The following is a 19,217-nucleotide window of genomic DNA, read 5'->3' on the forward strand; positions in this document are numbered from 1 at the left end:
CCTAAAGATACTGAACATTCATCGTTCGGAGTATATTTCAGTCGAAGCGTTGCACACTATAGTATCGCTCATAGCTGGCAGGGAATCGAACCATTCATTGATTTAGGAGGAAGGGATCTATGAAAGAAAGCATTCTGATACAGGTGCAATCACGTCTAGTCGGCGTGGCAGATATGATCTATCAGCCCCTTCAGATCGGGCCGCTCCATTGCACGTTGCTCTATATTCAATCCATAGTTGATACACAGATCATGCGTGAAGCTATTGTTAAGCCCTTGCTTGAGGAGGCTGCACGGAACGAGGTCGGTCCAGATTTCATAACGCAAGTTGTGAGTGGAACCTTTTTTTCTCTCGAAAACCAGCACAGGGATTCAGCGGAAACGTTGGTAGATGATATTGTAACCGGTAATGCAGCACTCTATATCGAAGGCATGTCCGGCATGATCATTTTTTCAATTCAAAATTATCAGAAGCGCTCCGTACCTGAATCAACAAATGAAGTCGTCGTTGTTGGCCCCCAGGAAGCGTTTATCGAAGATATTAATGTAAATATGTCTCTACTGCGACACAAAATCAAACATCCCGATTTTAAAATGATCAAATTCACCATCGGCAAATATACCAAAACTGAAGTTTTTGTCATTTATATTCAAGGATTATGCAAACCTGAGATTTTGGAAAATGTATTAACCAGTCTGGGTGATATTGATATGGACAGCAGTCTGGGTGTCAGTTATCTATCAGAATTTCTGGAAGATCATCCGCTCTCTCCTTTTCCACAGTATCAATATACCGAAAGACCCGATACCGTTGCAGCTGCTCTCGTAGAAGGACGGATCGGGGTCATGCAGGATGGAACGCCCTTCTCACTGCTTATTCCAGTCACATTTTTCTCTTTGATGCAGTCGTCCGAGGATTATTATCAACGGTTCCATTCAGCTTCATTTATCCGAATTATCCGTTTGCTGTTTGCCGTCATTGCTTTCCTGCTGCCCTCCGTATATGTAGCAGTCACTACATTTCATCCCGAGATCATCCCAACCAATCTGCTCATTACAATTGCCTCGGCAAGAGAGAACATTCCTTTTCCGGCATTAATTGAAGCCTTCATCATGGAGATTACCTTTGAAGGATTACGTGAAGCCGGAATACGTATTCCCAAGCCGCTTGGACAGACGGTTTCTATTATTGGCGGTATTGTCATTGGACAAGCCGCTGTACAGGCAGGTATTGTCTCTGCCCCTTTGGTTATTGTGGTGTCCATTACAGGCATTGCAGCCTTTATTATTCCGCATTTCGAGTTAGGATTGGCCTTCCGACTGCTCCGATTTCCTGTTCTGCTGATGGGTGGAACACTGGGCCTATTCGGTGTCGTCATTTCTATCTACCTGTTGTACTGGTATATGGTCAGCATGCGTTCATTTGGTGTTCCGTACATGCAGCCTTTTGCCCCACTCGTCCTGCGTGATTTCAAGGATACGTTTATTCGGGTTCCTTGGTTCATGATGAAAAAACGAACCAAAGCCTATGCGACCGATAATGAAAGGAGGCAGGATACACCATGATATTTCGACGGCCTCCCCTTCCAATTATTGTCGTCATTATTTGCTGTCTGTTATGTACCGGATGCTGGTCCAAAGTCGAAATTAACGAGCGCACCTTCATTACAACCTTGTACGTGGACAAAGCGGATACCCCTGGAGAGATCGAAGTTACACTTAGCATGCCGCTCCCCAATCGTCTCTCTCCCGAAGGTGGGGGTACAGGCAAAGATCCTTATGCAGCAGTTTCGGCAACGGCACCGACAATTGCAGATGCGATAGAGCGAATTCAGACAGACCTGACACGTAAAATATCCTGGGGACATACGCGAGTGATTGTCTTTGGCCAAGCCTACGCACGTGAGGGGATTGAAGACACGATGGAATGGATTGCACGGCAACCTCTTTTCCACCTGAGCAGCTACGTGATGGTTGCGAATGGCAAAGCCAAGGACGTTTCTGATCTAACTCCGGTATTTGAAGAAACTCCAAGTGACGTGCTGCGAGAATTCTCTACCGAGGAAAACCTATTAAAAACCCAGGTGTTAAGCATATTTACATCCGATAAAATGAACCAGGGATTTGCCTCATCGATGTTGGCCAGCAAAAAAACGAAAATGGTCAGTGAAGAGGGAGAATCCAAAAAGTGGGTCAGTCAAATCGGTGGAACAATCTTCAGACAGATGCGAATGGTTGGGACTCTCTCGGCCGATGAAGCGCGCGCTGTTGCCTGGGCAGGACAAAACCTGGATTCGATGACCATTTCCGTTAGAACCAAAAAACAAAAAGCAAGCATGAAGTTATACCGCATGCATTCGGATATACATGTAAAGCTCCAGAATGGTGAACCACATTTTGTTATCAACCTGACCGGAAGAGCTGAGTTGAATTCGGTCATTCCTGTTCTGAAAGCTGAAGATATCGTTGGTATTAAGGACATTGAACAAGCAGCCAACGAAAAAGTGAGTGCTCATCTTACTCAGGCCATTCAAACCGCGAAACACCAAGGCTCCGATATACTCATGCTTGGATACCGGCTCGAATGGAGATACCCCCAGGTCTGGAAGAAGCTGCGGCCTACATGGATCAACTATGTAAAGAATGATCTTCAGTTTACTGTCAACACAAATATCAACATTCAATTTGTCGGCTCGGAGTCAAGCTTCTAACTTGCACGGGAATGGCTTTTTTAAGGAGGTTACATACGTGTTAGCCGTTTTAGTATTTGCGGGACTGTATCTACTGGATTGGTCATCTGTAAAATCAAGCAAAAAAGCAATCAGACGTGCCTATTTCATACTGCTCGGCCTATTTCTCGTATGGAATACACTTGCAGTAAGCTGGTCAGCATGGCCTAATCCCAATGATGTAATCCAATTGGTCTTTGGCTGGGCTGATCACCTGATTCAATAAGGGAGGAGATTAACCATGAACCATCTGACTGCGGGGCAGGCTTACCGCTTCATGTTTGTTTACCTGTATTCCGAACCTGTTGCCTTTCTTCTGCAACGTTTGTTCAAAATGAGTGGTTATCAGGGATGGTTATCCACCATCGGCGGCTTTCTGATCAGTCTGATTTTTCTGTTCTTTACATACCGTTTAGGCTCCATTAATCCCGACAAACCCTGGATCTCCTATGGAGAGGATATCGTGGGCAAGGTTGTGCATCGCTTTTATATCGGGTTAATTGTAATGTTATGTATCTACTTGTTATCCATTGATGTGGAGAATTTTATTATCTTCCTGCAATCAATGTATCTGCCACAGACTCCGATTTGGTTAACATCAACTCTGACTTTGCTGTGCATCTGCCTGACTGCGCGTTCAGGATTGGTTACGATTGTATTTATGTCGGAAGGTATTTTTCTGGTACAGCTTTTCACTTCCACCTTACTTATTCCGGCGGTTGGGGGCGGAGGTAATCCCGGCATACTGCTTGCAATGGCAACCCATCATGATCTGGGTGAGATCATGATGGGTTCTTTTTCCACCATGCCATGGTTCTCCGAATGGATGTTTTTCCTCTTCCTCGCACCGGTCGTTGCTTTCAGGCGTCCTATGCTGAAAAGCATGTTATTTGCCGGCATCACCGTTGTTATATTCATCGTTGTGTTCTGGATGTTCACCCTGATGAACTTTGGTCCCTATGTTGCCGCCGGCCTTCGCTATCCTTTACTTGAAATGGTACGCTTTGCGCGATACGGAGATTTCCTGGATAATCTGGACCCTGTTCTGATCGCAATTTGGTCAACAACGATGTTCACTCGCAGCTCATTTCTGTTGTATGTCGCTTCCGTCTGTCTCTCCAAACTCAGCGGGATCAGACAGCAAAAATCTGTTGTGTATCTAATTGGGGGAACGGCTGCCGCCATTGTACTTCAATATGCCAGAGATGCCGCCTCCTACGAGTTGGCTATCCGCTCTTACGCTGTACCTTTGTACACGGTGCTTATTGAATCCATGCCCATTCTGTACGTTCTGGTATACTGGCTCCGCAATGGTAAAAATAAAAAGGCGACCAAAGCATCCACTGCTCCGTCGCCGTAATTATTCAGTTCGATTCAGCATTCTGCTGTTCCTGACCAGGATCAGCATCGGGGAAAATGACGCCTTTCTTCAAAATCAGATTGGCGTATTGCGCTCGCTCACCAGTTGCAACAATCACATAGGCATTCGAAGCACGTTTATAAAAATTAAATCGCTCTTCATGATCAAAAGCATCCGTAATGCCTTCGTATTCTTCAATCAACCGGCGGTAGTCTTCCCATATGATCGGGATCACCTGATCCCCTTTCACAACCTGCATGACAGCAGCGGGACGCTCAGCATAGGTATCCAGTGGATATAATTGCAGGATGGCATCCAGCAGTTCAACGACTCCCAGTGCATCACAACGTACCAGTCGCTTGGCATGACTGGCTGCGGGGAAATTGCCATCCGCCAGAACCAACTCGTCTCCATGACCCATTTCGGACATGATTTTGAGTAACTCTGGAGGTATTATTGCGGGTATATTCTTTAGCATACACAGCTCTCCTTGGTCATCTCCAACATCAGTTAGAGCAAATTGGTTTTCTACATTTTTCAAGCACTCAAGATATCGATTCCATAAAAGCGGTTTCATCACTATTCTAACAGTATTTTCAGATCATTGCACAGCGTACCCGTACGTTCAATATGAGAATATTTCATTTTGACAAAAATACTTGTTTAACATATAGTTGTTGTAACAACTAATTGATTGGGACATTTTATTAGGGAAGCGAGGTCTAGCAATCACATGGACTATACACTGGAACAATCTGTTGGATTCATGCTGGGTTTCACACATCGTAAGGCTGTAGCTTTACTTGCAACGCGATTCAAACCTTATGATATTACGACAGAGCAATTTTCTGTTCTCTTTAATGTTGACCGCGGTGAAGGTGTGAATCAGAAGGAGCTCGCTGCACGTGTCTTCAAAGACCAACCCACCACTGCGCGGATTATTGATCTGCTTGAGAAAAAAGGCTGGGTAGAACGCCGGACCAGTGAACAGGATCGCAGAGCCTATCTGTTATATCTCACCACAGAAGGCAAAGCGTTAATTGATATCCTCGTTCCGATTGAAAGAGAAATGAATAAAGAACTTGCTGAAGGTATACCCGAAGACCAGATGGAAGCATTTAAACATACTCTTTCCCTCATTAACCGCAACTTATAATGAATCACAACTCAGGGGGAATACACCATCATGAAAGAACAATCTACACAAGTTAGACTATGGACCACCGATTTTATTCTGCTGATGCTGTGCAACTTCTTGTTGTTCTTGCAACTGCACATGATCGTCTCTCCGCTTCCGTCCTACGTACAGGAGCGATTTCACGCCAATGCATTTGAAGTAAGTTTATTCACCTGTCTGTTTGCACTAAGTGCCATTGCAGCCCGTCTCTATTCCGCGAAAGCACTGGAGAAGGGCCTTCGTAACGCCATGATCTATATAGGCCTGTCCGTAGCCCTGCTGGCAACGCTCGGTTATTATTTTGCTGCCGGTATAGCTGTGCTCTTGTTGCTGAGAATGTTGTTTGGTATCGGGTTTGGTATGAGCAGTACCGCTTTTCCAACGATGGCCTCGGACATTGTGCCTGTCAAACGAATGGGTGAAGGTATGGGTTACTTTGGTCTATCGACTAGCCTGGCTATGTCTATGGGGCCAATTATTGGGGTCACTCTGCTACAGGGTGCTGGATTTGTAACCCTCATGTTATGTACTGCGGGTGTCCTCGCTGTGATCTATCCACTGAGTTATTCGCTGACACGCAAAAAAGAAGTCAGAACCGATAACAGTACAACCATCATGCCACAAGCCACAACAAGTGCTTCAGGGTCCAACCCAAAACAGAAGACACCTTTCAACCGCAAGCTGATTCTGCCCAGTGTGCTGAACTGCCTGTTATCCATCACCTATGGTGGACTTGTCGGATTCATCGTGTTGTATGGCAAGGAAGCCAATCTGGCCAATCCTGCGCTGTTCTTTTTATTCAATGCACTTGCCGTGTTATTGGTTAGACCATTTGCAGGACGGATCTATGACAATAAAGGTCCAAAAGCACTGCTCATTCCAGGGGCAATATTCGTTGCTGTCGGCCTCATTCTGCTCTCGTATGCAACCTCCATGTCCGTCCTGTTCATCGCTGCCTTTATCTACGGAATCGGTTATGGTTCCATGCAGTCGTCTCTGCAGACCTGGATGATTCAAGTTGTATCTCCTACTCAACGGGGCATGGCTAACGGTATGTTTTTGAACTCGTTGGATCTGGGTATTGCGACCGGTGCCCTTCTTCTTGGCGCCATTGCGGCCATAACCAGTTATACCGATATGTATCGCTATTCCGTGATGTTTATGATTCTGTTCTTGCTTATATATCTGATTCAGGGAAAACGAAGCGGCAGCTTCTCCATTGAACCTCATGCTCTGCTCGCTCATACTCATATTACTGCAACGGAACCACCTCAAGATCAATCCAAGAATTCAGAATCTGGAGCCGGCAACACCGAAACTAGCCAGTCGAATAAGAGCAAACACGAATGATTGGTTAAAAGTCATTCTGAACCTAAAAACGCGTTTACACCGAGAAAGCAAATTCATCCGCTTTCTTAGGCGTAAACGCGTTTTTTATTAGAACAGATCTGAATGTTAAACTTAAGACAGCATGGAAATGAACGTAGCATTCAGTACCGTCTATCTAAAATGGACTTTTCTTGCGACCTATGGGAGCATACCCTCTGTTTGTCTCGATCACATCCATAGATGTTTCATCCTGTTTCTGCTTGCTTCCTGAAGTAGGTTGGTCTCCCTTATCCGGCTTAACTGCAAATAATGTGAGCAATCCGCCCACTGCGCCAGACGCGGCGAGCACACCAAAAAGCAAGAAATGATGAGAACCGATCAGCAAAGAAACGACAGGTGGACCGAGAGATACCCCAATGAATCGCATGCTGCTGAACAGAGCCGTGATTGTGCCCCGCTGTTTTTTGTCCACGCCTTCTGTAATCAAGGCATCCAGGCATGGTAACGTTGCGCCTATTCCGGCACTTCCCAATGTGAAAAGACCTACTACAACATAGATATTATCAAATAAACCTATAACGCCAAGGGATACCGTCAGAAGCGTAAGCCCTGCGAAGCCAAGCCATTTCATTCGCGTTTTGTTCTTGCCAATCCACTTCCCTGCCAGGAAAGAAGACAGACATAGCGCTGCCAGCGGAATCGCAAGGACAAGTCCTTTAAGAACACCTTTCAGGGCGAATTCGCTCTCCAGCGTTTCGGATAGATAATATAACACACCAAAGATGACAAACATGCAAATACCGCCGATTGCAAACAACGCATACAACCAGCGTCCCTTTTCTTTCAAGACGTCACGAATGGATGCCACAAATTCAGAAAAGGTGGGAGGCTTTTCTTTTTTCCGGGGAGTCTTCACCAGGAAAATAACAAGAACCAGCGAAAGCACACAAAGTATAGGAATAGCCATGAATGGCGCATACCACAACCAGACCGCCAGCGCTGCACCCAGAATCGGACTTATGACTTTACCAAACGTATTCGAGGTCTCAATGATACCCAGGCTTTTGCTAACTTCGTTCTCATCATTGAACATGTCCCCAACCAAAGGAATAACGATAGGAAATGCGCCGGCAGCACCTATTCCCTGCAATAACCTGCCACCCAGAATGGTCCAGTAGGCTATGTTTCCGTTCAGCATCCATGCTGCTACACCAGCGACAGCACCTCCGACGGCTGCAATAACGAGGCTGGGAATGATAACTGCTTTTCTGCCAAACCGATCCGACAAGTACCCTGCAAGAGGAATAAGCAGGATGGCAACTACAGCGTAGACTGTAATGAGCATACTGACCTTAAATGCAGATACCTTCAACTCACGTTCGATCTGTGGCAGGATCGGTATAAGCATGGAGTTACCCAAGGTCATAATTAAAGGGATGGAAGCAAGTGCGACGAGGTCCCACTTTTTATCGTTCATACCACAACCACCTTTACAGATTCTACACACAACAGCATTATTGTGCTTGTTTCGGAGGTTGATTATTCAGGACATGCTACAACTACAACAATCTAAAGTGCCGTAACGCTGCTCCACCTAAGAAGACAATATATAGCTCATTCACCTTATGTGGCGCCACAAGCGAACACTGGACCGTTGTCCACTTGATATCTTTCCCATTCACACTGCCTCCAGGTCCAGAAACTTCACACACACCGAGCAGTTCGCCCTCCAGTCCTCCGGAGCGAATCTCCAGTCTGCCCTCTTCCCCAAAAGCTGCCACTCTGGCTTCAAATCCTTGTACTTCTTGAACAGCATTATGGTTGAAAGCGATCCAGGACAACTGCGCCTCTCGATATAAGGGTTCTTCACGATTGATTGCCCGAACTGCCGAACGCCCTTCCAGACATTCATCCAGTAAAACACCTGCACAAGCATCGTAATTCTCGGCAAAGGTAAGCAAGTGCAGCGGACGATCAGGAATTGTCTCACCTTCAATTTCAATATCAGCCGACTGACGTATATCTGTGGAAGAACGCCCTGCCAGGATGGCCCAGGTCGCTGTCTCCACGCAGTATCGATCTCGGGTAACATCCCATAGCGCCAGCTTCTGAACAGGAACTTCGAATCTTATCGTAACACGCGTCCCTGCTTTGACATGAACACGACGGAAAGCAAGCAGTTGCTTCTGAGCGCGTTTCACACGCGAGGTATGTGAAGATCCATAGATCTGAACAACTTCATCACTGTCATGTTGACCTGTATTGTGTACCTCCACTTCAATCTTCAATTGATCTGTGGTGGTGGCTTCCGCCGTAGTATCACGACTTACACGAATCGCTTCGTATTCGAATTCCGAATAGGTCAGACCATGTCCAAATGCATATTGAACCGGTCCTTCATGATACATATAGGTCATACCATTCTGAATGATGTCATAATCCATCATGTCAGGAAGCTGTGATTCATCTTCATACCATGTCATGTTTAATCTGCCTGCCGGGGCATAATGACCTAACAGCACATCTGCAAGCGCGTTCCCCAATTCCTGACCTGCATGTGTCATATAAACGATTGCGCGGGCAATACCTTTCAACTCCTGCAAGGCAAATGGATAACTGCCCATAATGACAACTACTGTATTGGGATTGGCTTCACACACGGCTTTGACAAGCTCGACCTGACTCGGCGGAAGCAACAGACTTGGGCGGTCAATTTCTTCTTTGCCGTTGATGTATGGGCTGTTGCCAACAACAACGACAGATGCCTGACTGCTACGTGCAGCTTCTACGGCTTGTTGTTTTCCGCTTGTCACAATATCAATATTGAATGCAGAAGGTATCTGTGTATTGCCTGGTGACTGACTTGCGTGTCCAGATTCACCAACATCATTCGGATTTGTACCTGTAGCTGTAGTTTGTTCTCCTTGTGGCCGTGGTGGTGATACAGCAAACTGTCCCTGATATTCGCTCAGCCCAACAGGAATACCGTTCCATGTCCGCAAGGTGTTACTTCCATCCGTTAGAGGATCTATTCGAACAACTTCCTTCACAAACCAGCCACCAATCTCCGGTGCGTTTGCCTGATAGATGCCTTGCTCGGTTAAGCTAACGTATCGATTATTGTTCACACTTCTCAGCGTATGACTTCCCCAGCCCCAATCCTGATGCACGAACTCGGCTGCAGGTGTACTGCCCTCCTGCACAGCCACGATTGTACCTTCCGCACCAAGGGTAATAACCTTTCCGTCTACTGTCTTCAGACCAATACGATCATTCCCATCGACATAGGTCACGTCTGCTTCAGGTAGCCGATTACGCAGTCCATCGAGGACGGATACACGATAAGGCAGTGTGCCACTGTACCAATCGGTATAGACAACATCCGCAAGTGGCCCAATCACACTGATTTTCTGCAACACTTCTGGCTGCAACGGAAGCAATCCATCATTTTGGAGCAAAACAATCGATTCCGCAGCGGCACGATAACTGAGTTTGGCATGTTCCGATGCACATAATACCGACTCGGGAATAGACGCATATGGATTGAGCCCGGACTGATCGAGTTGTCCAAGTCGCATTCGCACACCAAAGATGTTGCGGATCGCTCTGTCCAAATCAGCTATTTCCAACAAATTCTGGTCAAGAGCCTCCTCCAGAGCAGATACAACAAGATCAACTTCATCCGTGAGACAATCCACTCCTGCCTTCAACGCACCTGATGCTGACTCGGCATGGCTGGTATGATAACCATGATAGTTCACCGTCTGTGACAGGTCTCCACCATCACATACTATGAAACCTCGCATCGCCCACTCACCCTTAACCACATCATTCACATATGGACTTTCAATGGCAGGTGTACCATTGATGGAATTGTAAGCTGTCATCATGGACAAGGCTCCACCTTCCACAAATGGTGTCTCAAATGCTTTCAAATAATATTCCCGCAGATTCCGCGGATCGATGCTGGATGAACAGTTTAGCCGATCTTTCTCATTATTATTAGCAAAAAAGTGTTTCAATGTAGCGACCATTTTCAGATAAAAAGGATCATTTCCCTGCATTCCTTTGACGAGAGCTGCCGACATTTCTCCCGTGAGGACCGGGTCCTCGCCATATCCCTCTTCCGTTCTGCCCCAGCGTGGGTCACGTTCCAGGTCAACCGTTGGTGCCCACAATGTTAACCCGTGAACTTCGGGATCACGGTGATGATATGCCCTCGCTTCATCGCCAATGACTGAACCAATCTCCCGCATGAGCCTTGTATTCCAGGTACTTGATAGACCGAGCGGTTGCGGAAATACCGTTGCCTCCCCTTTCCATGCAACCCCGTGGGCAGCTTCACCCCCAACGTTGTAGGCTGGAATGCCCAGTCTTGGTACAGCTGCTTCGCGTGTAGGAATTAGTCTGATCTTCTCCTCCGTTGTCAATCGTGCAATCAGGTCATCCAACCTTTCCTCAAGTGAAAGTGACGCATCCCACATCGGGTATTGATGATACTCCTTCATCCTTCATTCCCCCTGCGAATTAGTTAAGTCCAAGTTGCTTCCATTGCTCCAGTAAATCCAGCGTGCGCTGGCGATACTTCTGACCATCTTCAGGTTGATTGACCTGATGTTCATGAACGTAGGCATTAAAATACGAAGACAGTATTCGGTACGCTAGCCTGCGTGCCTGTCCTTCAGCGGATGAGTCCAGTGGACGATCATATCCTTCATGAAAAGCCGCTGATTCTGACGACAATATGGCTTCAAACTCCCTGTCGGCAAACATGGAACGATCTCCGTCGATGATGGCCGCAATGTTTAGCTCACCGTTTTCCACATGAACAAGTACGTTGGCTTCCCACAGGTCATTATGAACGAGAACCGGACGAGTCACTTGATCAAATAAGTCTTTATTTTTGATGAAAATAGCAGCGATCTCTTCTCCCACACCTGACATATAATCGGCTTGTGCCGCTTTAAGTGCCGTTTCTTCTGCAAAAGCGTGCAGCACCTCGGACCATTGATCCGAGCCTTTAATTGAACCGTCCCCCTGCGGCCAGCCAAACGATGCACCCTCGATCTGATGCATGATGGCGGTATAGACGCCAAGCTGATGATACAATCGCTCTTTGTCTATGTCTGAAATCGATGCGTGATCCAGCTGCTTACTCGGGATAAACGCCATAAACATGTACGTTCTTGGAATGATTAATCCGCTGTCATCACAGGCGATAATGTTGGGAGCAGGAATACCTGCCTTCCGGTAATATTCATACACAATCGGTTCAGCCGCCATCATCGTGCGTTCAAAAGAAAATAGGGGATCACTCGCAGAACCAGCCGCCATCTCTCCCCGCTCTGGAGCCAAACGTAAAATCACATCCGTATAGGGTGTATGTTCAAGTTGAATCCGATAGGTTGTATTAAAAAGTCCACCTTGCAGGAGACCAAACTCCTTTACTTTGGTATCGCTTCCAAAATTAATTTCTACCAGATGATGCAGCATCTCTGCTGATATCGTGCAGTGCAAACCCGAATTCATTGTACTCATTTCATTCAATCTCCTATCATCGTAGACAAACAGACGGCACCTTTCGGCACCGTCCTTTTCTTTTACTATATCATTTTACAGTTGGATTGTAAGCGCGTTTGCGCCTGTTGCTGCTGTAACGACAACACCATTTGCACCAGACACTTGGGAACCACCTTCAACGCTGGATACACTTTCAATACCGCGAAGTACGATGTTCCAAGGTTTGCCCGCACCTTCAGCACGAACATCCAGCACTGATCCATTACGTGTAACGTTAACTGTAAGCTCCTGTTCAGCCGCTTGGTTCACAACAACAGCTTGAGCCGTTTGACCATCAGCCAGTTCGAACAAGTGCAGGGACACATCATTCGCAAAGTCGTAATCCGGTTTGCTATCCACCGCACCTACAGCGATCAAGCTGTTTGGTTTGACCATCATTGGCAGTGTTTTGAAGTCATGGTTTTCACTGATCCAGCGTCCACCTTGTACTTTCGCTCCTGTCAGATAGTTCGTCCAAGTTCCTTCAGGCAGGTAATAACGCACATCGCCTTCCTTGTTGAAGATTGGAGCCACCAGGATTGAATCACCAAACATGTATTGCGTATCCAGGCTGTATGTTGTTGGGTCCTCTGGGAAGTCCAGCAGCATAGCGCGCATCATCGGAATACCTTTTACCGTTGACTCCACCGCAGAATTGTACAGGTACGGCATCAGGCTGATTTTGAGTTTGGTAAAGTCACGAACAACGTCCACGGATTCCTCGTCAAACAGCCAAGGCACACGATACGAAGTGCTTCCGTGCAGGCGACTGTGTGAAGATAACAGTCCGAATTGTACCCAACGTTTGTAGACATCAGGGCTCGCTGTGCTTTCAAAACCACTGATATCATGGCTCCAGAATCCGAAACCGGAAAGCCCCAGTGAGAGGCCACCACGAAGTGATTCAGCCATGGATTCATACGTGGAAGAACAGTCACCGCCCCAGTGAACCGGGAACTGTTGACCACCTGCTGTTGCAGAGCGTGCAAACAGGGCAGCTTCGTTTTTGCCAATCTTCTCTTCAAGCAATTCAAATACAGCTTTGTTATAGAGCTGTGTATAATAGTTGTGCATTTTAACGGGATCAGAACCATCGAAGTACACAACATCTGTCGGAATTCTTTCGCCGAAGTCGGTCTTGAAGGAATCTACACCTTGATCCAGCAGGACTTCCAGCTTGCTCTTATACCAGTTCACAGCATCCGGGTTTGTGAAATCAACCAGAGCCATACCTGCTTGCCACATATCCCATTGCCATACGCTGCCATCCGCTGTTTTCACCAGATAACCGTTCTCCATACCTTCATCGAACAAGTAGGACTTTTCTGCAATATACGGATTAATCCAAGCACAGATTTTAAGGCCCTTCTCTTTCAGACGTGCAAGCATGCCTTCCGGATCCGGGAACATCGCTTCATCCCATACAAAATCAGACCATTGGTATTCTTTCATCCAGAAGCAGTCAAAATGGAATACAGACAGCGGAAGATCACGTTCAGCCATGCCATCTACGAAATGGTTAACCGTTGCTTCATCATAATCCGTTGTGAATGATGTTGTCAGCCACAGACCAAAAGTCCATGCCGGTGGAAGCGCTGGTTTACCTGTTAATTTCGTATAATTATCAAGTACATCCTTTGGATTGTCACCGCCGATAATGAAGTACTCCAACGTCTCGCCTTCTACGCTGAACTGCACTTTAGATACATTCTCGGATGCAATCTCATACGATACGCGTTCAGGATGGTTTACAAATACGCCATATCCTTTATTGGACAAATAGAACGGAATGTTCTTATAGGACTGCTCACTGCTTGTACCACCGTCCTCATTCCAGGTATCGACGATTTGACCATTCTTAACAAACGGTGTGAAGCGCTCACCGAGTCCGTAAACGTATTCACCAATACCGAGATCAAGTTGCTCCCGGAAGTACGCTTCCTTGCTTGGACCTGTAATATAACCAGCAGCTCTTTGACCGCTACCTGTAATCCGTTTTCCTCCATACAGGAAGCTAATATCCCAACCGTTTGTTTTGTCGATTTGAACTTCCAGATTGCCACTTTTCAAAACAGCACCTTGTTCATTTTTTGAGATCTCAACGTTGGCTTCTTGTGTGTTAAGCTCAAATACAGGCCCTTTTTTCACGCCGCCTTTATGATGATTCAAGGTCACACGAATAACGTTAGGCATTGGTGAGCTGTACGTTGCTTTCAACAATGTACCGTTCAACGTGTCGCCTTTGGAACGAATATATTTAGTTGCCGCATATACGGTCACAGAATTATCTTTTTGCACAATATCACGAATGTCAGTCGGGTTTTGAATCTGGTACCCTTCACGAGTCATCCAGAATCCATCAGTAAATTTCATGTTTTCTTTCCCCCTTTGGTTATATTATAATAATATTGATATTAATAACGAATTTCTTCTCTTATTTTGACCAAATATATCACTATTTTGATAATAAACATCCGATTCTTGAACATCATCACCAATCTATGGAAACGATTACATTAATAATGATACAAAAGGAGAATCTGATATGGAACGTGAACGATTACGGGAAGACCGGATTCACGGCAATGCCATGTATCCCGTCAGTGTGTACCCGGATATTCAACAACTGAACGGGGATAGCATTCTGGATTGCCACTGGCATGATGAGATGGAGTTCACCATGGTGACCCAGGGCTGCGCCGTCTTTCAGATTGATATGAACACCGTTGAAGTTCAAGCTGGAGAAGCCATTTTCATCAATCGAGGTGAGATTCATGCGGGGTATCTGAAGGGCGATGTGCCCTGCGTATTCTCTTCCATTGTATTTAATCCCGAGCTGCTTGGCAGCCGTACCTTCGATACGGTCCAAGAGAAATTCATCGGTCCACTAGTACGCAAAACGGTGATTCCCCCCAGCCATATCAAGGCAGATGAGGATTGGGGACAAGAAATTCTGGATCACCTGAAACGCATATTTGCAGACCATGCCACCCGAACCGAAACGTGTGAAATGTCAACTAAAGCGTACCTGTACCTCATATTTGCCCGAATGTTCGAACATATGAGACCTGCTCCGCTCAAAGGCACTGTAGCTACAGGGAGTCATGACAAGGTAGAGCGCCTGAAATCCGTGCTCGGTTATATCCACAAACGTTATCCTGAACCATTGAAGCTGAAAGAACTAGCCGATGAAGCCAATATGAGCGAAGGACACTTCTGTCGTTTCTTCAAACAGATGGTGCAGAAAACCCCTGTAGATTACATTAACTATTACCGTGTTCAACAGGCCTGCGTTCAGCTTGAGAATACGGATCACAAAATTGTTGATATCGCCATGGATGTGGGTTTTGAGCATCTAAGCTACTTCATCACTACATTTAAAAAGCATAAAGCCACTACACCTTCACAGTATCGCAAAATGTTCTATGAGAACGTAGGAATGGAATCTGCCCTGGTTCAGGTGTAAAAGAAGAAGGTGCTCACAGCTCATCAGCTGCAAACACCTTCTTTATCTTTTTATCAACTTTCCTGGGAACGAGTGAGGTAAAGATCTGATCTGAGCCACATTGTCTCAGGTTAGAACTCATTTCATGTGCTGCTATCAGCCTTACGCTTTGAAGCTTAACATTGGCCTCACTTTTTCATTGTCTTCCATGAAGTGTACTCATGTACGGAGAAACCGTTAAAGGACGCATGCACTGAAGCCATTTTTTCGACCAATTTTAATTGTGCTTCCATATAAGCAGATCCCTCTTCATAAAAAGTAATGAAGTCGCCTTCCTTACTTTGCTTTGTTTCCACGGCGATTGAGATCGTCTTGCCAAGCAGAGCTGCTTCTGCAAGTTCATCCTTCGCTACACTATAGATTGCAGCAGCTGTATCGCGGTAAGCCATAATGGTGATGGAATCAAACTTGCGAATCATCCAACTGCTTACGGCCATCGTGGAACCCGGAATTTTGTAGTTATCGAGCCAGAAAGGCAGATCAGCCGCTACCGGCATCTTCATCCGCGATGCTCGCTCAACAATGTACTCCACATTGCCTTGCCACTGCGTAATCACACTAGCCTGATTGATTTTCCACTGCGGGTGCACATGTGGCTCAATATCCAGATGAATACCAGCAAACTTCTCATTAGGCAACGCCTGCGCCTGATATTCCTCGATCCAGTCTAAGAAAGATGCAATCTGCTCCCGGCTTTCCGTCAATCCCCACGCTGATCTTCCGTCCATGACGTCAACCGCAATGTTCTTGGCTCTCGCCTGACGGATAAAGCTTTTATAATCAGGAATTTTTATATCCCGGTTCATCTGCAGATAGATCGTATTGATCTTATTCGCTGTAGCGTAATTTAACACCTCTTGAGGATTACTTCGGATCTGGGTGGTATCCCACACCCAAGTCGCTCTCACCGGCACATCAAGTTTTCCATGAATCGTTGCATAACTGTCGACCGAACCATCCGCTATGGCTTTGGAAGAACAGGCTGTACTCGCACACAGGATCAAACAACTCAGTAATAAGATAAAACGGTAACCCCTTTTGCTTTTCATATTTGTACACTCCCTCTGAAGTTATCAGCTCTGACGTGCAAATCTGGATGAAATTGTGTCGTTTCATATTCATTTAATGGATACTTATTAGGTACGACGTATTTGGATTGCTTTTATATGCAATATCATCTTTAAGACTTACGACGAAAGAATCATATAACTATATTTCGGGAATTCGTAGTTCTGTATGTATAGTTCAAAAGTCACAATTATTCATTATTTTCAAATTCAATCCTTATTTCAGCATGACTTCAGTCATTATTGCCATATGTACACCAAGCTCCAGAAGACCTAGAAAGCGTTTTCTCTCAAAACACACCAAAAAACCGCCCTAAGGCGGCTTTACATGGAACCCTATTTAATGATGTCTGGTCGACATTTCCGTTCATTCGTTACCCGATAGAGCTACCGGTGTATTGTCAACCACTTCATCGAAAAGGGACACCAGTTCAATACCTTCTGCCGAGATCCGCACAAGACCCTTGTCAGACAAACGTAATTCTGGAATCACAACCAGCGCCAATAACGAAAGCGTCATGAACGCATTATTCAACGTACATCCTGCGGACTGTAAAGCTTCGCTGACTGCTGCCGATTGGGCTGCAACGACTTCAAAAGATTCAGTTGACATCAAACCTGCAATTCGCAGCGGGAATTCGGTTACCCCTGCTGCCGTTACCACGGCCACCCCACCTTGCATTCGAATGACACGGTTACCGGCTTCGGCCATCAGGGCATCATCATTACCGATAATCAACAGGTTGTGACTATCATGAGCAACTGTCATCGCAATCGCTGCAGGTGATTTGAAGCCGATGCCTCCAACAAGGGCTACCGCTCGATTCCCGGTTTGTTTGTGACGCTCCAATACCGCAATTTTGCATACTTCCCCTGAAGTTGAAACCACAACCTTGCCGTTCTCTACGGTAACAGGCAGATGTTTCTCATTTGTATCCACATGGTTCTCTGTCACATGAATGATTTTGGCACCAATCGTCCCCTCTGCAATCGGTGCAGCCAACTCCAGATCTTCCGGCTGAATATTAGCTTCTAACTTCACCGTGTTCAGCGCTTCCTCAGGGTACGTGAAGCTGTCCCAGACCGCCGTCATTTTCCCATTCTCGGCCACAACTTGCCCGGCAGCAATCGTCATGCCCACACGTACATCCGCCAACCGGCCGTCCAGCAGAATAATATCGGCTATGTTGCCCGGAATAATCGCACCAATGTCGCGCGCAACACCAAAGCGCTCAGCCGTGTTAATGGTTGCCATCTGGAAAGCCGTGACCGGCTTCACCCCTTGGGAGATTGCGAGACGAACAACAAAATCCATATGTCCTTCTTTGAGCAGCGATTCAGAGCTTCGATCATCGGTCACCAACATCATCCGGCGTGTATCCAGTCCAAGCTCAGTGCAGGCTTTGATCGTCTCTGCTACATCATGCCATGCCGAACCTTGGCGCATCTTCGCATACATCCCGAGCCGCAGACGTTCAACCACATCTTCCTTGGTCACACATTCATGATCCCCTGTAACCCCACTCGCTGCATACGCTGGCAGACGCCAGTCATCTGCTGCCCAGGTAAAGTGACCATCTGCCACTTTACCTGCCCGGAGGGTCGCCTGTATCTCCCCAATCATCGTCTCGTCCCCATAGACTACCCCAGGGAAGTTCATCACTTCACCAAGACCAATCATGTCCGGACCCCAGGAAAGAGCCTCAGCTACCTCTTCAGGTCCGATATAAGCACCTGTTGTCTCCAATCCTGGATGCGTGGAAGGCACACAGGAAGCCACCTGCATATAAGCTGCCATCGGTGTGGTCCGCGCTTCATCCAGCATCAGTCTCAGACCTTTGAGGCCGAGCACGTTAGAGATCTCATGTGGGTCAAAGAAACCTCCGGTCGTGCCGGAAGGCAATACCGCTCTCGCAAACTCGGTTACTTTCATCTGTGTACTTTCGATATGGCAGTGTCCATCCAGCAAACCAGGAGCGATATACTTGCCGTTCGCTTCAATAATCCGCGTATGTTCTCCGATGGTGTGGCTTACATCTTTACCGACATAAGCGATTCGAGCTCCTTGTACAGCTATGGACATCTCAGGCAAAATCTCGCCCGATATCACGTTTACCAGCGTACCTCCCCGAATGACCAAAGTCGCTGGCAAATCTCCCCGTGCTGTAGCGACCAGATCCGGTACACAATCGGCCATAAGTGGCCGTTCAAAAGATGATTTGTTCATTTTGTTGCCTCCTTTAAATAAACGATCCAAAAAAAATATATTGTTACGATTATATGAGTCCGGACTTCATGTGTAAAGAAAAATCACATCGATTGTGCTTAAATACAAATTATGAAGTCGTGTTTATCCACTGGACCCAATCCTTACGAATTCACGTTAGGAATTTTTATCAATACGATCACCTATATGGCTGTAACCTCATCACGTATAATTCCCTCGCTAAGCTAGCTTCTTCCCGATATATGTATCATATACAGAAAAACTC

The 19,217-nt window shown here is 46.4% G+C and carries 14 protein-coding genes; 7 read left to right on the forward strand and 7 right to left on the reverse strand.

Features of this window, described 5'->3' with window-relative positions; genetic code table 11:
* Positions 1 to 119 precede the first annotated feature (119 nt).
* Genes ACDJ59_RS15280 through ACDJ59_RS15295 form a run of 4 tightly spaced genes read left to right on the forward strand, consistent with a single transcriptional unit; the run spans position 120 to position 4,088 of the window.
* A complete protein-coding gene (locus ACDJ59_RS15280) occupies positions 120 to 1,565 on the forward strand; it encodes a spore germination protein (protein ID WP_413403931.1) in 1,446 nt (481 codons plus the stop codon).
* Entirely contained in the window at positions 1,562 to 2,710 is a 1,149-nt protein-coding gene (locus ACDJ59_RS15285) for a Ger(x)C family spore germination protein (RefSeq protein ID WP_413403933.1), read from the forward strand. The genes ACDJ59_RS15280 and ACDJ59_RS15285 overlap by 4 nt, the downstream gene beginning before the upstream one ends.
* Positions 2,711 to 2,747: 37 nt before the next feature.
* On the forward strand, positions 2,748 to 2,954 hold the full coding sequence (locus tag ACDJ59_RS15290) for a hypothetical protein (RefSeq protein ID WP_413403935.1): 207 nt from the start codon (positions 2,748 to 2,750) through the stop codon (positions 2,952 to 2,954).
* A 15-nt stretch (positions 2,955 to 2,969) separates the two neighbouring features.
* A complete protein-coding gene (locus ACDJ59_RS15295) occupies positions 2,970 to 4,088 on the forward strand; it encodes a GerAB/ArcD/ProY family transporter (protein ID WP_413403937.1) in 1,119 nt (372 codons plus the stop codon).
* Between the two features lie 4 nt (positions 4,089 to 4,092).
* On the opposite strand, the gene ACDJ59_RS15300 is transcribed toward ACDJ59_RS15295, so the two are convergent.
* Positions 4,093 to 4,566 (reverse strand): RbsD/FucU family protein, encoded by a 474-nt coding sequence (locus ACDJ59_RS15300; RefSeq protein ID WP_413403939.1) that lies wholly within the window; start codon positions 4,564 to 4,566, stop codon positions 4,093 to 4,095.
* A gap of 255 nt (positions 4,567 to 4,821) precedes the next feature.
* On the opposite strand from ACDJ59_RS15300, the gene ACDJ59_RS15305 reads away from it, so the two are divergent.
* Both ACDJ59_RS15305 and ACDJ59_RS15310 read left to right on the forward strand, forming a co-directional pair.
* Complete coding sequence (locus ACDJ59_RS15305; protein WP_076208963.1) at positions 4,822 to 5,244, forward strand: MarR family winged helix-turn-helix transcriptional regulator; 423 nt, start codon at positions 4,822 to 4,824, stop codon at positions 5,242 to 5,244.
* 30 nt (positions 5,245 to 5,274) lie between these two features.
* Positions 5,275 to 6,615, forward strand: a complete 1,341-nt coding sequence (locus ACDJ59_RS15310) for an MFS transporter (protein ID WP_413403941.1) — start codon at positions 5,275 to 5,277, stop codon at positions 6,613 to 6,615.
* 154 nt (positions 6,616 to 6,769) lie between these two features.
* Here ACDJ59_RS15310 and ACDJ59_RS15315 read toward each other — a convergent pair whose 3' ends face one another.
* The 4 genes from ACDJ59_RS15315 to yicI all read right to left on the reverse strand — a co-directional run bounded on the left by ACDJ59_RS15315 (position 6,770) and on the right by yicI (position 14,526).
* A complete protein-coding gene (locus tag ACDJ59_RS15315; protein ID WP_413403943.1) occupies positions 6,770 to 8,071 on the reverse strand; it encodes an MFS transporter in 1,302 nt (433 codons plus the stop codon).
* Between the two features lie 82 nt (positions 8,072 to 8,153).
* The gene (locus tag ACDJ59_RS15320) at positions 8,154 to 11,102 is read right to left on the reverse strand and encodes a glycoside hydrolase family 3 C-terminal domain-containing protein (protein ID WP_413403945.1); all 2,949 of its coding nucleotides are present in this window, start codon (positions 11,100 to 11,102) and stop codon (positions 8,154 to 8,156) included.
* A 19-nt stretch (positions 11,103 to 11,121) separates the two neighbouring features.
* Positions 11,122 to 12,132 (reverse strand): phosphotransferase family protein, encoded by a 1,011-nt coding sequence (locus tag ACDJ59_RS15325; RefSeq protein ID WP_413403947.1) that lies wholly within the window; start codon positions 12,130 to 12,132, stop codon positions 11,122 to 11,124.
* Between the two features lie 75 nt (positions 12,133 to 12,207).
* Positions 12,208 to 14,526 (reverse strand): alpha-xylosidase, encoded by a 2,319-nt coding sequence (gene yicI / locus ACDJ59_RS15330; protein ID WP_413403949.1) that lies wholly within the window; start codon positions 14,524 to 14,526, stop codon positions 12,208 to 12,210.
* Positions 14,527 to 14,698: 172 nt separating this feature from the next.
* Between yicI and ACDJ59_RS15335 the strand changes: the two genes are divergently transcribed.
* Positions 14,699 to 15,619: an AraC family transcriptional regulator gene (locus tag ACDJ59_RS15335; protein ID WP_339198817.1), complete on the forward strand. Its 921-nt coding sequence runs from the start codon at positions 14,699 to 14,701 to the stop codon at positions 15,617 to 15,619.
* Positions 15,620 to 15,786: 167 nt separating this feature from the next.
* On the opposite strand, the gene ACDJ59_RS15340 is transcribed toward ACDJ59_RS15335, so the two are convergent.
* Both ACDJ59_RS15340 and ade read right to left on the reverse strand, forming a co-directional pair.
* Entirely contained in the window at positions 15,787 to 16,707 is a 921-nt protein-coding gene (locus ACDJ59_RS15340) for a hypothetical protein (RefSeq protein WP_413403952.1), read from the reverse strand.
* Between the two features lie 385 nt (positions 16,708 to 17,092).
* The gene (gene ade / locus ACDJ59_RS15345; RefSeq protein WP_413403954.1) at positions 17,093 to 18,952 is read right to left on the reverse strand and encodes an adenine deaminase; all 1,860 of its coding nucleotides are present in this window, start codon (positions 18,950 to 18,952) and stop codon (positions 17,093 to 17,095) included.
* Positions 18,953 to 19,217: the final 265 nt, after the last annotated feature.

The organism is Paenibacillus amylolyticus, from assembly GCF_047302515.1.
Taxonomy (GTDB): Bacteria; Bacillota; Bacilli; order Paenibacillales; family Paenibacillaceae; genus Paenibacillus; species Paenibacillus amylolyticus_G.

Bases quoted from the DNA above. Each gene is read 5' to 3' on its own strand.
- ACDJ59_RS15280 (WP_413403931.1), top strand. From the start codon at position 120: ATGAAAGAAAGCATTCTGATACAGGTGCAATCACGTCTAGTCGGCGTG.
- ACDJ59_RS15285 (WP_413403933.1), top strand. From the start codon at position 1,562: ATGATATTTCGACGGCCTCCCCTTCCAATTATTGTCGTCATTATTTGC.
- ACDJ59_RS15295 (WP_413403937.1), top strand. From the start codon at position 2,970: ATGAACCATCTGACTGCGGGGCAGGCTTACCGCTTCATGTTTGTTTAC.
- ACDJ59_RS15300 (WP_413403939.1), bottom strand. From the start codon at position 4,566: ATGCTAAAGAATATACCCGCAATAATACCTCCAGAGTTACTCAAAATC.
- ACDJ59_RS15305 (WP_076208963.1), top strand. From the start codon at position 4,822: ATGGACTATACACTGGAACAATCTGTTGGATTCATGCTGGGTTTCACA.
- ACDJ59_RS15310 (WP_413403941.1), top strand. From the start codon at position 5,275: ATGAAAGAACAATCTACACAAGTTAGACTATGGACCACCGATTTTATT.
- ACDJ59_RS15315 (WP_413403943.1), bottom strand. From the start codon at position 8,071: ATGAACGATAAAAAGTGGGACCTCGTCGCACTTGCTTCCATCCCTTTA.
- ACDJ59_RS15320 (WP_413403945.1), bottom strand. From the start codon at position 11,102: ATGAAGGAGTATCATCAATACCCGATGTGGGATGCGTCACTTTCACTT.
- ACDJ59_RS15325 (WP_413403947.1), bottom strand. From the start codon at position 12,132: ATGAGTACAATGAATTCGGGTTTGCACTGCACGATATCAGCAGAGATG.
- yicI (WP_413403949.1), bottom strand. From the start codon at position 14,526: ATGAAATTTACTGATGGATTCTGGATGACTCGTGAAGGGTACCAGATT.
- ACDJ59_RS15335 (WP_339198817.1), top strand. From the start codon at position 14,699: ATGGAACGTGAACGATTACGGGAAGACCGGATTCACGGCAATGCCATG.
- ACDJ59_RS15340 (WP_413403952.1), bottom strand. From the start codon at position 16,707: ATGAAAAGCAAAAGGGGTTACCGTTTTATCTTATTACTGAGTTGTTTG.
- ade (WP_413403954.1), bottom strand. From the start codon at position 18,952: ATGAACAAATCATCTTTTGAACGGCCACTTATGGCCGATTGTGTACCG.